At 72.6% G+C, this 14,467-nt stretch carries 14 protein-coding genes; 2 read left to right on the plus strand and 12 right to left on the minus strand.

What is annotated here, in order from left to right; translation table 11 throughout:
• The first annotated feature begins 52 nt into the window (after positions 1 to 52).
• Positions 53 to 529, plus strand: coding sequence for a hypothetical protein (locus tag ACVCAG_RS02875; RefSeq protein ID WP_447189420.1), 477 nt, complete (start codon positions 53 to 55; stop codon positions 527 to 529).
• A 126-nt stretch (positions 530 to 655) separates the two neighbouring features.
• On the opposite strand, the gene ACVCAG_RS02880 is transcribed toward ACVCAG_RS02875, so the two are convergent.
• From ACVCAG_RS02880 to ACVCAG_RS02910, 7 genes are all read right to left on the minus strand, one after another.
• Positions 656 to 1,783, minus strand: a complete 1,128-nt coding sequence (locus tag ACVCAG_RS02880) for a hypothetical protein (protein ID WP_440081839.1) — start codon at positions 1,781 to 1,783, stop codon at positions 656 to 658.
• Between the two features lie 99 nt (positions 1,784 to 1,882).
• Positions 1,883 to 2,755 carry an endonuclease/exonuclease/phosphatase family protein gene (locus ACVCAG_RS02885; RefSeq protein WP_440081838.1) on the minus strand — a complete coding sequence of 291 codons (873 nt, stop codon included), beginning with the start codon at positions 2,753 to 2,755 and terminating at the stop codon, positions 1,883 to 1,885.
• Between the two features lie 191 nt (positions 2,756 to 2,946).
• The gene (locus tag ACVCAG_RS02890) at positions 2,947 to 3,891 is read right to left on the minus strand and encodes an ROK family glucokinase (RefSeq protein ID WP_440081836.1); all 945 of its coding nucleotides are present in this window, start codon (positions 3,889 to 3,891) and stop codon (positions 2,947 to 2,949) included.
• Between the two features lie 26 nt (positions 3,892 to 3,917).
• Positions 3,918 to 5,024 carry a hypothetical protein gene (locus ACVCAG_RS02895; RefSeq protein ID WP_440081834.1) on the minus strand — a complete coding sequence of 369 codons (1,107 nt, stop codon included), beginning with the start codon at positions 5,022 to 5,024 and terminating at the stop codon, positions 3,918 to 3,920.
• Entirely contained in the window at positions 5,014 to 6,186 is a 1,173-nt protein-coding gene (locus ACVCAG_RS02900) for a TRC40/GET3/ArsA family transport-energizing ATPase (RefSeq protein ID WP_440081832.1), read from the minus strand. Before ACVCAG_RS02900 ends, ACVCAG_RS02895 begins: the two co-directional genes overlap by 11 nt.
• A 67-nt stretch (positions 6,187 to 6,253) precedes the next feature.
• Positions 6,254 to 6,691, minus strand: a complete 438-nt coding sequence (locus tag ACVCAG_RS02905) for an SRPBCC family protein (RefSeq protein WP_440081830.1) — start codon at positions 6,689 to 6,691, stop codon at positions 6,254 to 6,256.
• A gap of 188 nt (positions 6,692 to 6,879) precedes the next feature.
• Positions 6,880 to 7,647, minus strand: a complete 768-nt coding sequence (locus ACVCAG_RS02910; RefSeq protein ID WP_440081829.1) for a metallophosphoesterase — start codon at positions 7,645 to 7,647, stop codon at positions 6,880 to 6,882.
• Positions 7,648 to 7,864: 217 nt separating this feature from the next.
• Here ACVCAG_RS02910 and ACVCAG_RS02915 point away from each other — a divergent pair, with 217 nt between their 5' ends.
• Entirely contained in the window at positions 7,865 to 9,658 is a 1,794-nt protein-coding gene (locus ACVCAG_RS02915) for an AMP-binding protein (RefSeq protein ID WP_440081827.1), read from the plus strand.
• Between the two features lie 106 nt (positions 9,659 to 9,764).
• Here the strand turns inward: ACVCAG_RS02915 and ACVCAG_RS02920 are convergent, their stop codons facing one another.
• The 5 genes from ACVCAG_RS02920 to ACVCAG_RS02940 all read right to left on the minus strand — a co-directional run bounded on the left by ACVCAG_RS02920 (position 9,765) and on the right by ACVCAG_RS02940 (position 14,456).
• Positions 9,765 to 10,112: a DoxX family protein gene (locus ACVCAG_RS02920; protein ID WP_440081826.1), complete on the minus strand. Its 348-nt coding sequence runs from the start codon at positions 10,110 to 10,112 to the stop codon at positions 9,765 to 9,767.
• Between the two features lie 361 nt (positions 10,113 to 10,473).
• Positions 10,474 to 11,598, minus strand: a complete 1,125-nt coding sequence (locus tag ACVCAG_RS02925) for a glycosyltransferase (protein WP_440081825.1) — start codon at positions 11,596 to 11,598, stop codon at positions 10,474 to 10,476.
• Positions 11,595 to 12,872 (minus strand): M48 family metalloprotease, encoded by a 1,278-nt coding sequence (locus ACVCAG_RS02930; RefSeq protein ID WP_440081824.1) that lies wholly within the window; start codon positions 12,870 to 12,872, stop codon positions 11,595 to 11,597. The genes ACVCAG_RS02925 and ACVCAG_RS02930 overlap by 4 nt, the downstream gene beginning before the upstream one ends.
• The gene (locus ACVCAG_RS02935) at positions 12,869 to 13,717 is read right to left on the minus strand and encodes a hypothetical protein (protein WP_440081822.1); all 849 of its coding nucleotides are present in this window, start codon (positions 13,715 to 13,717) and stop codon (positions 12,869 to 12,871) included. The genes ACVCAG_RS02930 and ACVCAG_RS02935 overlap by 4 nt, the downstream gene beginning before the upstream one ends.
• A 217-nt stretch (positions 13,718 to 13,934) precedes the next feature.
• Positions 13,935 to 14,456 carry an NlpC/P60 family protein gene (locus tag ACVCAG_RS02940; protein WP_440081820.1) on the minus strand — a complete coding sequence of 174 codons (522 nt, stop codon included), beginning with the start codon at positions 14,454 to 14,456 and terminating at the stop codon, positions 13,935 to 13,937.
• Positions 14,457 to 14,467 lie beyond the last annotated feature (11 nt).

Consider the following 14,467-nt stretch of genomic DNA (forward strand, 5'->3'; position numbering starts at 1 on the left):
TGCGCGGTCTCCGGGAGAAAGTGATCGGCTGATGAACAACGGGCCCAGCTAGGTGACACCTCAAAGCGATGAGGACGAGGTCTGGCGTCAGATCGTCGCGTCCTTCAACGACACCGCCGAGCGTGACTCGGCGAATCAGCCGTGGCCGGACAGTGAGAACCTTCCGGCCGAGCCTCCGCGACGGGTGATCAAACAGTCGGACGAGGAGGACCTCCTGCGGGAGGACGACCCCGCGGACGACACCGAATCCAGTACGGAACAGCCCGACGGCGAGGACGAAGAGGGGCACTACGTGCCCCCGCCCCCGCCCCCACTGCCCAAGACCGACGCCACCACCAAGATCGCATGGCTGGCACTGTTCGGCGGTCCCGCCTACCTGCTGCTGAGCGCCGCGCTCAACTGGAACCTGCAGGGGTGGATGCTCTTCACCGCGGTCGCCGCGTTCATCGGCGGTTTCGTGGCGCTGGTGGTCCGCATGGGCGACGGCCCGCCCAACGACTCCGGCTGGGACGACGGCGCCGTCATCTGAGCGGGGCGCCCGGCCACGGCCACCCCACCCGAACGGGTCCTCGGCCGCGGTCGTCCGAGCGGGCCATCTGCCACGCTCGCCCGAGCGGGTCGTCCACGATCGCCGGGCACGACCGTCGCCGCCCGGCTACGGCTTGGCGCGCTCCGAGGTGCCGAAGCGCTCGATCACGTCGGTGTACTTGCCGGAGGCGTCGACCACGTGGCCGACGGTCCACACGGTGCCGGTGCCCGGCAGGTAGGCCACCGACTGGAGCCGCACCGTCCGGGGGGCGGCGGTCTCCGGACCGCGCAGCGCCTTGACCGTGCGTCCGTCGTAGCGGAGCAGGAACGCCTCGCCGGGCCGTTCCAGGTCGACCCCGGAGATCCAGAAGTGACCCTTGCGGTCACCCGTCACCCCGTACAGGCGGACGTCGCCGGCGGGGAGGGACACCCGAGACCACTTCTTGCCGTTCCACGACAGGACCAGCGGGACGATCCCACCGGCCTCCCGGTAGACGCCGCCGACGGCGAGGGCCCGCTTGGGCCCGTCGAGGTGGACGTCACGCAGATAGCCGCCGGCGATATCGGGGGCCTTGAAGGTCTTCCAGCGCCCGCCGGACTGCTTCATGATCAACGGCTTGCCACCGGTGTCGCCCACCGCCCACCCGTCGTTCTTGCCCGACAGCGCCACCCCGTACAGCGTGCCCCGGTCGGGAAGGTGGGTGAGCTTCCACTTCGAGCCGGTGCCGGTGACGACCATGGGCAGCTTGTCGCGGCGGCCGACCGCGACCACCCGGCCGGGAACGGCCGCCACCCCGCCCAGCCAGTCGCCCGAGTGCAGCTTGTCGACGATGACCCTGTCGAAGGACGCCCCGTCCCCCCTCGCCAGATAGGGGAGGCCGTCGTGCCCCTCGCCGACGGCCCACAGCTCGGTCGCCGAGGCCGCCGCGACGGAACGCAGGGGCCCGGCGCCGGTCGGGTCGTTGCGGATGCCGACCTCGTTCCAGGAGGAACCGTCCCAGTGGGTGATCGCGCCGCGGCTCTGCCAGACGTCCCAGACGCTCTGCTGGCCGACCGCCCACACGCTCGTGGCCGAGACCCCCGCCACGTCGGACAGCGATCCGTCGCTGCTCAGGCCCGCGCTCACCGGAGCCTGCCATGCCTCGGCCGCGGGCGGGCTGACGGGATCGGCGTGGGCTGGGAACGTTTGCGGAGACAGCAGGAGCAGGCCTCCCGCGCAGAGAACCAGCGCACGCCGCGGAAGGCGACGGGTCATGTTTCAAATGGTACGGGGCTCGCGCGCTCCCCGTGTGCCGGTCTCCCCACTTGACCGGCGCGATCTGGAAAGACGGCCTGTCCTTGGTCATCGGAACGGTCACCGGGACGCCGGTCCTCCCGTCTCCCCCGGCTCTCCCGCCTCCCCGGGGAGGCCCGGATCGGGCTCCCCTCGCGCGGGGCCCGTGTGGTCGCCGGCGCCGGGGGATCTCACCGGGGCCGTACCGGGACCGGCGTCCGCGACGGGTTCCGCGACAAGGTCCGGAGGCGCCTCGCCTTCGGGACGCGGGTGGTCCAGCTCGGCGACCACCGGCAGGTGGTCGGTGGCGGCCACCAGATCGGCCGGGTCGGCGTCGACCCCGCCGCAGGAGACCACGGAGAAACCCTCGACCGCGAAGATCGCGTCGATCCGCTTGTGCGGGCCCCTGGCGGGGAAGGTGAAGCCGTCGCCGCGCGGCGAGACCGGATAGCAGTCGGTCAGCCGTTCGGCGAGGTGTTGCCAGCTCGGCTGGCCGGACTGCTCGTTGATGTCTCCCGCCAGCACCGGCAGCGCGCCGAACCGGTCGGCCACCTCCCGCAGGAGCCTCACCGCCTCGTCCGCGTGGCGGCGGCGGGCGGTCTCGTCGAGGTCCAGGTGGATGGAGCCGACGGCGACCCGCCGTCCGTCCGCCTCCACCACGGCGATCGCGATGGCGCGCCGCTCCAGGGGGAAGAAGGACTCCAGGAGATGACCCTCCCCGTGCAGCAACCGCACCCCGGGACCGGTCAGTACGGCGACCCCGCCCCTGCGGCGGCCCGCGGCCACGGCCAGCCCGCCGAAGGCGGCCAGCCGCCCTCGCCTGCGGCGCCAGCACAGGAACCGGGGCGCCTCCTGCACGCAGAGCACGTCGGCGCGGAGCGCGGCGACCACCCGCCCCAGCGCCGGGACGTCATCCTTCATGGAGCGCACGTTGTAGCTGGCGATCCTGAGCACCACGGCCACCTCACTTCGCGACGCGTGCCGCGAGGATAGCCGCGCGCCGCCGGGCGTACCAGCCACCCGCTCCGATCGGCATGCTCACCGCCGGGCGTGCCGGCCGTTCACCCCGACCGGCACGCTCATCTCCGGGCGTGCCGGCCGCCCGCCCCCATCGGCATGCGGGCGGCCGTACGCGCCGGAAGCGGTCAGCGCCTGCGGGCGAGATCCGCGGCACCCACCAGACCCGCCGCCGCGCCGAGTTCGGCGCAGCGGATGTCGGCCAGCGGGCGGTGCCCCCGGCCGCTCAGATGGGTGTTGTAGAACTCGCGGGTCTCGTCGATCCACAGGTCGGCGGCACGCGAGACGCCGCCGCCGAGGACGAAGCAGCCCGGGTCGAGGACGGCGGCGAGGTCGGCCAGGCCCTGGCCGATCCAGCGGGCCATCGAGGAGAACGCGGCCAGCGCGGCCGGGTCGCCCTGCCGGGCGGCCTCGGTGACCTCCTGGCCCTCGATCTGGTCGGGCGTTCCTCCGGCGATCTCCAGGAGTTTGACGGCCTGGTCCGGCTCGGCCTCGGCGATCCTCTTGGCCTCGCTGACCAGGGCGTTCCCGCTGGCGTACTGCTCCCAGCAGCCGAGGTTGCCGCACCCGCACAGACGTCCGCCGGGGACCGCCTGCATGTGGCCGAGCTCGGCGCCCATGCCCCAGCGCCCCCGGTAGAGGGAGCCGTCGAACACGATGCCGCCGCCGATGCCGGTACCGACGGTCACGCACACCAGGTGGGTCTCGCCGCGACCGGCACCGAACCTGGCCTCGCCCCACGCCATCGCGTTGGCGTCGTTCTCCACCACGACGGGAAGGCCGACCATGTCGGAGACCTTCTTCTGCAGGGGCTCCTCGCGCCAGGCGAGGTTGGGGGCGAACCGGACAATGGACCTGGTCTCGTCGACGAACCCGGCCGCGCCGAGACCGACGGCCTCGATCTCCCGGCCCTTGGAGAGCTCCAGGATCGCGTCACCGATCGTGTGGGCGACCTGGTCCGGATTCTCCGCCGGGGTGGGCCGCAAGAGATGCTCGACGATCTGGCCGTCCTCGTCCACGACTCCCGCCGCGACCTTCGTACCGCCAATGTCCACACCGATGGTCAGCGCCATTGTCCATTCATCCTCTCCCCCTGGGCTCACCCCAGGTCGATGTGCTCCACGGGGGTGTCTCCTCGCTCGCGCTCCCGTTCCCGCTGCGCGGGAGCGGGCTTGCCGAGTCCGTCGACGGCCGACTTGAAGGCGGCGAACAGCTCGGTGCCCGCCTGCATGAGATGGTCGGTGACGGCACCGCCACCGCCCGACTCGCGCTGCGCGGCCATCGCGCGGCAGACGGGGCAGGCCCGGCAGATGTACTCCTCATGCTCCGAGACCGCCTCCTCCCACACGTCCCGCTCTCTTCTGCGGCCACCACCGGAGAACGCGCCGCCGACCCCGCTCATCGTGCCCTTGATCAGGTTCTTGCGCAGTTCCCTGGTCGCTTTCTGCTGCAGCGTGTCGAAGAGCTTGAACGCCTCCTCGGCGGCGGCGCCCAGCGGGTCCTTGCCGCCCTGGGACCGCTCGTCACGCGCTCGTTCGTCCCGTGCCCGTTCCTGTTCCCGTTCTCCGGCCGCGCTGTCCTTCTGGCGCTCCACGGACCCGGCGCGGTCGCCGGGCCGGGCCCACGGGGTCCATCCGGCCCGCTCCTCCTGCCTGGCCCGCCTGGCGCGTTCCTCGAACCACTCGGCGCGCGCGTCGCGATCGGCCTGCGCCGGACCCGAGGTCTGCTCGGAACCCTCGGCCTGCTCAGGGCCCGGGTCCGGCTCGGAGCTCGGAGCCGGCTCGGAAGGCGCGGCCTCGGCCACGGCCTCCACCTCGACCACCTCCAGGCGCGCGACCTTCTCGACGCGCTCGCCCCGCGCGGGCGTCCCGGCGTTCTCCGGCCGCTCGACGGCCTCGACCCGCACGACGGACTCGACGGACTCGACGGACTCGACGGACTCGGACGATCCGGTGCGCCCGCCCTTCGGGGACTTCCCGGCCGGGTCCGCGCTCCGCCCCTTCTGGGTCGTCTTCCCCGCGCGCCGGCCCTTCTGGGCCTTGCCGGTACCCTCGGAACCCTCGGTGCTTCCGGCGATCCCGGTGTTCTCGGTGCTCTCGATGCCCCCGGCCTCGGACGGCGGCGTCACGGCGCCGGCGGCCTTCCGTGGCTTCCTCGGCGCGCGCGGCTTCGGGGTCTTCTCTGCGTCGTTCGTGTTATCGGTCATCAGGCCCTCCCGATTCGAACCGTACCCGGAGAAACCCGTCTCGGAGCGCGGCGTCCCGCACCGACCTGCGGGCCAGCGCGGCGGGCAGGGCCAGGACCCGGCGGTAGGAACCGGCGTTGACGATCAGCTCGTCGCCCTTGCGCGCCAGATCCACCTCGTCCTTGTCCGCGAGCGGCAGGGCCAGGATCAGCTCGCCCTCGGCGGTGATCCGCAGCGGCGGGTCGACGGAGGGCGGGGCGAAGGGGTCGCCCTCGCCGTACATGGCCTCGGCGACGGCGGCGAGGGCGTCGAGGCCGACGGGCTCGGCCTCGAGGTACGGCACGGTGTGCACGGGCAGCGGCGCGAAGGACTCCCCGACCTCAGCCAGGTGCCGGGCCTGGGCCCGCACCCATTTCCGCCGCCACGGGTCGGCGCCCTCGGAGGGGAAGACACGGTTGGCGATCACCGCGTCCACCCGGTAGCCGTACAGGCTGAGGGAGGTGAGCGTGCGCCGGGCCTCGGCGAGCACGACGGCCTCGGGGGTGAGCACCAGCCGGACGCTCGCCCCGGGCCCGGTGAGCAGCTCGCGCACCTCCATCAGGCCCCGGTGGAGCCGCTCGCCCGCGCCGATCACGTGGTCTTCCGGCATGCTGACCTGCGCCAGGCGGCGGACCAGCGGGGAGATGGTGCTCAGCAGCCGCCTGCCGATGGGCAGCAACCGGTTCACGTGCCAGTCGAGGGCCTCGGGCAGGGCGAGCAGCCGGAGCGTCTCGGCGGTCGGGGCGCAGTCGATGACGATGACGTCCCACAGCCCGGTGCGCGCCTGCTCGCGCAGCTCCAGCAGCGCGATGACCTCCTCGGCGCCGGGCAGCACCGTGATCTCCTCGGCGGTCACCTCGTCGAGGCCGAGTTCGGCGAAGACGCCCCTGGCGTAGTCGCGCAGCTCACCCCACTGGCGTTCCAGCGCCCTCTGGGTGTCGACCTGGTGGAGGGAGAGACCGGGCGCGATCTCCGTGGGCTCCCCGCCGGCCCGCACGCCGAGGGCGTCGGCCAGCGAGTGGGCGGTGTCGGTGGAGACCACCAGGGTCTTCAATCCGGACCTGGCGGCGAGCGTGGCCGTGGCGGCGGCGACGGTCGTCTTGCCGACGCCGCCCTTGCCGGTGAAGAGCAGGACCCTGCTCACGCCGCCTCCCGGCGGGAGGGCGCGGGACTCCGCTCCGCGACCGCGCCGTGCCGCGCGCCCCGCTCCCTCATGGGGTCTCGACGCGCTTCTTCAGCCCCTTCAGGGCGGTGTCGATGATGACCTTCTCCGCCTTCCGCTTGATCATGCCGATCATCGGCACCTTGAGGTCGACGGCGAGCTCGTACGTCACCTCGGTGCCGCTGCCCGCGTCGGCAAGACGATAACTTCCGGTGAGCCTGGAGACCATCTTTCCCGCCTCGGCGATGCTCCAGTCGACGGACTCGTCGTCGTGCCAGGTGTAGCGGAGGGTGTACTCGTCGCTGATCACGCCCGCGTCGAGAACGAACCGGACCGTTTCCGGCCGGCCGTCCTCCCCCGTGGAGAGGACGCGCGCGGCCTTCACCTGCCCGGCCCACTCCGGGTACGAGGGGAAGTCGGCGATGACCGTCATGATGGTCGACCGGTCCGCGCCGATCGTGATGCTGGAGGTGGTGCGATCAGCCATGGGGCAACCGTACTGCTTCACGATCGTCCGCGTACGCCCGGCGGGGCCGGGCGCGGCCACCGCGCCGACGGGAGGCGGCGACACGAAGCGGACACCTCGCGTGTCCGCCGCTCCCGTCGAAGGGTCACCGCCCGGACGTCGAAGGGTCACCGCCCGGATGAGAGAGGGCGCTCTGCCGGACCGCGCGGCTACCACTCCAGGACGTAGGGGACGCCTCTGTTCCGGAAGTGCCCTACGTTGAGGCATTCGGTCCTGCCGATCCGGGTGCGGGCGGCGAGGGGCTGGTGCACGTGGCCGAAGAGGGCGTAGCGCGGCTGGGTCCGCCTGATCGCCTCCAGGGTGGCCTCGCTGCCCCGCTCGAAGCGCCGGGCGACCACGTCGTAGAGCAGTTCGGGGATCGCGGGAGGGATGTGGCAGCAGAGCACGTCGACCTCGCCGACGGCCTCGACCTTGCGGGCGAACTCCTCGTCGTCGATCTCGTGCGGCGTCCGGTACTGGGTGCGCAGGCCGCCCCCGACGAAGCCGAAACGCAGGCCGCCGATCTCCACGGTCTCGCCGTCGAGCACGTGGTGGCCCTCCCGCACGTACTCGGGCCAGTAGACCGGCAGGTCCACGTTGCCGTAGGTGAGGTACGCGGGAGTCGGCATCGCGGCGAAGATCTCGCCGTACTGCCGCCGGACGGAGCGCTCGATGTGGTCGCGCGGGTCGCCCTCCAGCGAGGCCCACAGCACGGAGGACATCGCCCGTGCCTCGTCGAACCGCTTGGCCGTGCGCAGCGCGATGAACTCCCCCGCCCGCTCGGCCCCGAAGAGCTCGGCGAAGATGCCCTGGGAGTGGTCCTCGTAGTCGACGAACAGGATCAGGTCGCCCAGGCAGATCAGCGCGTCGGCGCCGTCTCCCGCGCGGGCCAGCGCGTCGGCTCTTCCGTGCACATCGCTGACGACATGAACCCGCATGCCGGACATCCTAACTACCAATAAACAGGGACATATGTGACGAACCCAGCGAGGCGGGAACGCGACGGGACGCACGGCGCGGCCGACGGTCCGGCGCGGCAGTAGTTGCTACGGTGAAATCCCTCTTCATAACGCCTGGGTGACGAATTTACTCATGCGTAACTTATCGCGATAACTTCCAGGCAGCCCATCGATCGTGCGTCTCCAGGAGTGACCCGTGCGCGAGTACAGCGTCCCCGTGCTGGTGGATGTCCCCGCCTCCGCCAACCTCACCGACACGGTGTTCCGGCGTGCCGAGGAGGAGCCCGACGCCGTCGCCCTGCGGCGCAAGGTCGGCGACGACTGGACGGCGGTCACCGCCAGGGAGTTCCGCGACCAGGTGGCCGGGGTGGCCAAGGGCCTGATCGCGGCGGGGGTGGAGCCCGGCGACCGGGTGGCCCTGATGTCGCGCACCCGCTACGAGTGGACCGTGATCGACTACGCGATCTGGACCGCCGGGGCGGTCGGCGTGCCGATCTACGAGTCCTCCTCGGCCGACCAGGTCGCCTGGATCATCTCCGACAGCGGCGCCAAGGCCGTGTTCGCCGAGTTGGAGTCGCACGAGGAGACCGTCCGCGAGGACGCGGCCGGGCTGCCGGGTCTCAAGAACGTCTGGCGCATCGACGGCGGCGCCCTGGACGAGCTCACCGCGCTCGGCGCCGAGGTCCCCGACGGCACGCTCGCCGAGCGCAGGACCGGGCGCGGCATCGCCGACCTGGCGACCATCGTCTACACCTCGGGCACCACCGGCAGGCCCAAGGGCTGCGGCCTGACCCACGACAACCTGCTGTTCACCGCCAGGAACGTCGCGCAGGGACCGCTGGAGCGCCTGTTCGTCGTGGACGGCAGGGCGGCGCTGCTCTTCCTCCCGCTCGCGCACGTCTTCGCCCGCATCATCGAGATCGTGCTGATCGAGACCGGCACGATCCTCGCCCACACCCCCAACATGAAGAACGTCGCCCCCGACCTGCAGGCCTTCAAGCCCACGTTCCTGCTGGGCGTGCCCCGCGTGTTCGAGAAGGTCTACAACGGCGCCGAGCAGAAGGCGTCCGCCGAGGGCAAGGGGAAGATCTTCCACGCCGCGGCCGACACCGCCGTCGCGTGGAGCAGGGCGGAGTCGGCGGGCGGCGCGGGCCTGGGCCTCCGGCTCAAGCACGCCCTGTTCGACAAGCTCGTCTACCGCAAGATCCGCGCCGCGACCGGAGGCAGGCTGACGACGGCGGTGTCCGGCGGGTCCGCCCTCGGCGAGCGGCTCGGCCACTTCTTCCGCGGCGTGGGCATCGAGACCCTGGAGGGCTGGGGCCTCACCGAGACCTCCGCGCCGTCCTCGGTCAACATGCCGGGGGCCAACAAGATCGGCACCGTCGGCAAGCCGTTCCCCGGCGTCACCATCGGCATCGGCGACGACGGCGAGGTGCTCGTCAAGGGCCGCCACGTCTTCCAGGGCTACTGGAACAACGACGAGGCCACCGCCGAGGCGATCGACGCGGACGGCTGGTTCCACACCGGCGACATCGGCGAGCTCGACAAGGACGGCTACCTCCGCATCACCGGGCGCAAGAAGGAGATCATCGTCACCGCCGCGGGCAAGAACGTCGCCCCGGCCCCGATGGAGGACCACATCCGCGCCCACCCGCTGATCAGCCAGGCGATGGTGGTCGGCGACGACAGGCCGTTCGTCGCGGCGCTCGTCACGCTCGACGTCGAGGCCCTGGAGCAGTGGAAGGCCGCCAACGGCAAGGCGGGGGCGGACCTCACCGAGCTCAGCGCCGACCCGGCGATCGTCGCCGAGGTGCAGAAGGCGGTGGACGGCGCCAACAGATTCGTCTCCAAGGCCGAGCAGATCAAGAAGTTCACCATCCTCGACATCGACATCAGCGAGGAGAGCGGGCACCTCACCCCGACCCTGAAGATCAAGCGCAACATCGTGATGCGCGACTTCGCCAAGCAGGTCGACTCCCTCTACAGCTAGGGGTCTCCGCGGGCTCCAGGCACCCTGGAGCCCGCGCGGGTCTCCGGTGCGGCTCGGCGCGGCCCGGCGGCGACATGACAGCCTGCGGCTGTGATCCGCGTCGGTGTCAGGCGACGTGTCCCAGTACCAGGGCGGCGATGACCGGGCCCATGTACAGCAGGGGAAAGACGACGGTCGAGTACGAGCGCGCCCGGAGCACGGTGACGACGGCTCCGGCGAAGTACAGCACCAGGCAGATCCCGGCCAGGACGCCGATGACCGGCACGAACAGGCCGACGAGCAGGCCCGCGGCCCCCGCGGCCTTGGCCGCGCCGAGCCAGGTCCACCACGAGCGGGGGACGCCGTAGTCCATCAGCGGCTCCACGACCCAATCAGCGCGGCGGAGGAGAGAGAAGGCCGAGAAACCCACCCAGAGGGCGGCGAGGACGGTGACGACGACGGCAGTGGTGGACATGGGGACACTCCCTGGTAGTGCTTCCTTGTGACACCGATCCTGCGAGCCGTGGTTGATATCTCCGCGATGCGTTCACGATGCGCGGCCTACCGACCGGCCCGCGATCCGGCGGGGACCGTTTCGCTCGGGGTCCGGTCGGTGGCCGCAGGCGGTCGGTGACCGGGTGACGGGCCGGCCGGTGCCGCGGTTGCGCCAGATGGCGGCGGCCGACGCGGTCCGGTCTCCGGACGGCACGGGGGCATCCGGCCCGCCACGGACGTGCCTCACGGGCGGGCTCACCGACCGGTACGCGTCGCCGTACCTGTTCCCGGACTGTTCCCGGCCTGTTCCCGGACTGTTCCCGGCATCGGGACCTGCTCGCCTAGGGGGCCTCCGCGGGCTCCAGGAGGCGGGCGAAGCGGGAGGCGGCGAGGTCCCAGTTCCACTCGCGCGCCGCCCACTCGCGCCCGCGCTCCCCCATCGCACGCGCCCCGGCCGGATCCTTGAGCAGGCCGACCAGGGCCGCCGCGACCTCCTCGGGGCGGGTGCCGTCGACGACCAGGCCGGTCTCCCCGTTCAGCACGGCGTCGGGGGCGCCGCCCGAGGAACCGGCCACCACGGGCAGGCCGCTGGCGGAGGCCTCCAGGTAGACGATGCCGAGTCCCTCCACGTCGACGCCGCCCAGACGGGTGCGGCACGGCATGGCGAACACGTCACCCGCGGCGAGGTAGCCGGGCAGCTCCGCCTCCGGCACCGGGCCGGTGAGCCTCACCGAAGCGCCCATCGGCCGGGCCAGCCGTTCCAGGGTCCTGCGGTACGGGCCCCCGCCGACGATCAGGAGCACCGCGCCGGGCACGTCCCCGACCACGCCGGGCCAGGCCCGCAGGAGCGTGTCCTGGCCCTTGCGCGGCACCAGCCTGGACAGGCAGACCACCACCGGCCGCTCCCCCAGGCCGAGTCGCGCGCGCACCCGCCCCCCGCCGGCCCCCGGGTGGAACACCTCGGTGTCGACGCCGGGCGCGAGCCGCACCAGTTTGTCCGCCGCCATCACCCTGGCCAGCCGCCGGCGGGTGTACTCCCCCAGGTAGGTGACCACGTCGGCGTCCGCCCCGATTCTGGCGAGCACCCGGCGGCCGATCGGGATCCCGGCCCAGCCCGCCTCGTGGCCGTGAGTGACCATGACGACGCGACGGGCCCCGGCCTCGCGCATCCGGGGCGCGAGCAGCCCGAGCGGCGCCGCCGCCCCGAAGACCACGGTGTCGCACCCGAACTCGGCGACCAGCCCGGCGGCCCGGCGGGCGACGGCGGGCGTGGGCAGCATCAGCGAGGTCGGGTGCCGCACGACGGGGTACGGCTGGCGCAGGTCGAAGGCCGCGCTGCCGGCCCACCGGGGGGCGTAGACGACGACGGAGCCGGGCGGGCGGCGGGCGATGAGACCGTACACGAACGACTGGATCCCCCCTGCGCGGGGCGGGAAGTCGTTCGTGACGACCAGCGTGCGGCTCACGGTTCGGGGAGGCCGTTCAGCCGTGCCCAGGATCGCGCCAGGGCGATGCGCTGCGGCGTCGTGGGATGCGATGCATAAAGTACATATTCGACTAGATCTGGCGACAAATCCGAAATATTGGTGGCCGCCAGTCGTCTCTGCATGGCGACGAACGTCGCCGGGTCCCTGGTCAGGTCCAGCGCGTGCACGTCCGCACGGGCCTCGATCTGCCTGCTCACCAGGTTCTGGGCCGGTCCCGACAGGACCGTGGCCAGGCTCAGCAGCCCCATGACCAGTCCCACCGCCCTCGGGTCGCCGAGGGAGAAGATCCCCGCCCGGCGCCGTACGGCCCCGGCGGAGGTCACCGCGTAGAGCAGGCACGCCCCGAACGCCGCGCCCAGGCCGCCGACGAGCGTGCCCGACAGCACGTCGCCCGCCTTGGCGTGGCCCAGCTCGTGGGCGACCACCAGCTCGACCTCGTCGGCGGGCGCGCGGAGCAGCGTGTCGTAGACCACGATCCTGCGGGTCGCGCCGAATCCGGAGACGTACGCGTTGAGCGCGGTGGTCCGCCGGGAGGCGTCGGCGACGAGCACGTTCTCGACCGGCACGCCGTCCCTGGCGGCCATGGCGAGCAGGTCGTCGCGGAGCTGCCCGGCCTCCAGCGGCCTGAAGTCGTTGAAGACCGGCTCGATGAGCACCGGGTAGGCGAAGGAGGCGACCACGGTCAGGGCGAAGGCCCCGGCCGCCGCGGGGATCCACCAGCGCCGGTAGCGCCGCGCCAGGGCGATCACCGCCAGCACCATGATCGCGGTCAGCGCGGTGCCGATGCCGGTGCTCTTGGCCCGGTCGGCCGCCCACGCCGGCCAGGCCTGGGTGGACAGCCCGAAGTCGCGCAGGTGGCTCTCCGACCACATCCCCAGGGGCCAGCGCAGGATCGCCACGGCCACCGACAGCGCCAGCACGCCGAGGAGCGCCCGCAGCCACCAGGGCCCCGGCAGCCGGCCGGCGAGCCGCGCGCCCAGCGGGGTGGCCACCAGCACCCCCGCCACGACCAGCGTCAGGCCGAGCGACAGATAGCCGGGAAGGCTGACCAGCGCGTCGAACGTCCCGGCCCTGGCGATCTGCTCGGCGGTGAAGTCGCGGGCCGGATCGGGAACGACGGCCGGGGCCCCCTCGGGCAGCGCCCTCCAGGGCGTCATGAACGCCACGACCGCCAGCGTGACCACCCCCAGGGCGGCCAGCGCCCACCCCGCCGACCGCACGCCCGCGGGCGTGTCCGTCGTGCTCAGCGTCACGTGAGTTCCTCCCTGAGGTAGTCGCGCCAGGCTCGGGTGAACTCGTCCACCGGCAGGCCGAGCGTGCTCTCGACATCGCTACCGTAGAGCCTCACCAGGGCCTTCTCCCCGAAGCGCTCCGCGACGAACCGGCAGGCGAGCCACGCCTCCTCGTAGGCCTGCGCGAGCCTCGGCGCGCCGGGGGCGAAGTCGGCCGGGCCGGGGAGCCTGGCGGGCAGGACGCCCGAGCGCACCTCGGCGGCCAGTTCGGCGGCGGCCGTACGCACCGCGATCCCGGCGTCGCGGTAGCCCGCGTAGTCGGCGAAGCCCTCCGACAGCCACATCGGCACCCGGCCGCCGCGGGTCGCGCCGGTGGCCACGTGGGCGAGCTCGTGGGTGATCACCACGTCCCTGCCGGTCGCGGTGAGCCGGGCGTACCCCGACGGCAGGACGACCACCCGGTCCGCGGTCGCCATCGCGGCCAGGCCGCGGGTGCTCCCGGCCCCGGCGAGCGCCGCGGCCTCGGCGTCGGTGGCGGGGAAGAGGACCACCGCGGGGACCGGCCCCCAGATCGCCGCGATCGTCGCGCGGGCCCGGTCGGCCCTGGCCGCCAGATCCCGCAGGACGGCGGCCGGGACGCCGTGGCCGATCACGAGGGAGTGCTCGCCCCGGACGGTGACCGCGGCGCCCCGCCACAGGTCTCGGGGGTCGCGCGGGCTCCGGGAGGCGTACGGGACGAGGGGGCGGGGGGCGCGCGGGAGGGGTGCGGCTCCGGCCAGGAGAGGTCCCGTCCCGGCGAACGGGCCGGCGCTCATCAGCGCCAGCATCCCGGCGAGCACGGCGCGGCGCCCTTTCGGGACGGACACGAGCCGATGGTACTCGACCGGCATGGAGCGGCCCCGGTCCTCCTGGTGGAGGACCGGGGCCGCTTTTCCGTGCTCGGGCGCGTGCTCGGGCATGTGCTCGGGCGCGTGCTCCGGCGCGGGCTCGGATTCCGTACCTGGGCTCCGTGCTCACGCGCGGGTCCCGGGCTCCGTACCCGGGCTCCGTACCCGGGCTCCGTACCCGGGCTTCGTGCGGGGCTCAGGCCCCGGGCCGTACCGCTCCGGCGAAGGAGGACCTGTAGTAGCCCGCCAGCCTCACGACACGGACCGTCTTGCCGCTGCTCGGCGAGTGGACCATCCTGCCCTTGCCGACGTACATGCCGACATGACCCTTTCCACTGAAGAACAGCAGGTCACCGGGGCGCAAATTGCTCCACGAGACCTTTTTCCTGATCGACCTGTACTGGCTGTGCGTGATCCTGGGAAGGGACACGCCCGCCTTCCGCCAGGCGTACCGGACGAGCCCCGAGCAGTCGAACGCTCCGGGACCGGAGGCTCCCCACCGGTACGGATCGCCGATCTGCCTCTTGGCCGCCGAGACCGCCTTGCCGGCCCGGACCTTCTGCAGTGCCGCCCTGCTCTTCCTGGCCTTGGCCTTGACCGTGGCCTTGGTTTCGGCCTTGGCCTTGGTCCCGGTCTGAGAGGCGGTCTTCTTGGTGCTCTCGGCCTTCTCGGAGACACCGGCCACGCTGTTGACCAGTATCTCGGAGGGGCCGTCCACCGCCTGCGCCG

Source organism: Streptosporangium sp. G12 (genome assembly GCF_052983175.1).

What these genes read in the sequence shown, in the direction of transcription:
- ACVCAG_RS02920 (WP_440081826.1), bottom strand. Translation starts at nt 10,112, where the DNA reads ATGTCCACCACTGCCGTCGTCGTCACCGTCCTCGCCGCCCTCTGGGTG.
- ACVCAG_RS02905 (WP_440081830.1), bottom strand. Translation starts at nt 6,691, where the DNA reads ATGGCTGATCGCACCACCTCCAGCATCACGATCGGCGCGGACCGGTCG.
- ACVCAG_RS02895 (WP_440081834.1), bottom strand. Translation starts at nt 5,024, where the DNA reads ATGACCGATAACACGAACGACGCAGAGAAGACCCCGAAGCCGCGCGCG.
- ACVCAG_RS02910 (WP_440081829.1), bottom strand. Translation starts at nt 7,647, where the DNA reads ATGCGGGTTCATGTCGTCAGCGATGTGCACGGAAGAGCCGACGCGCTG.
- ACVCAG_RS02880 (WP_440081839.1), bottom strand. Translation starts at nt 1,783, where the DNA reads ATGACCCGTCGCCTTCCGCGGCGTGCGCTGGTTCTCTGCGCGGGAGGC.
- ACVCAG_RS02890 (WP_440081836.1), bottom strand. Translation starts at nt 3,891, where the DNA reads ATGGCGCTGACCATCGGTGTGGACATTGGCGGTACGAAGGTCGCGGCG.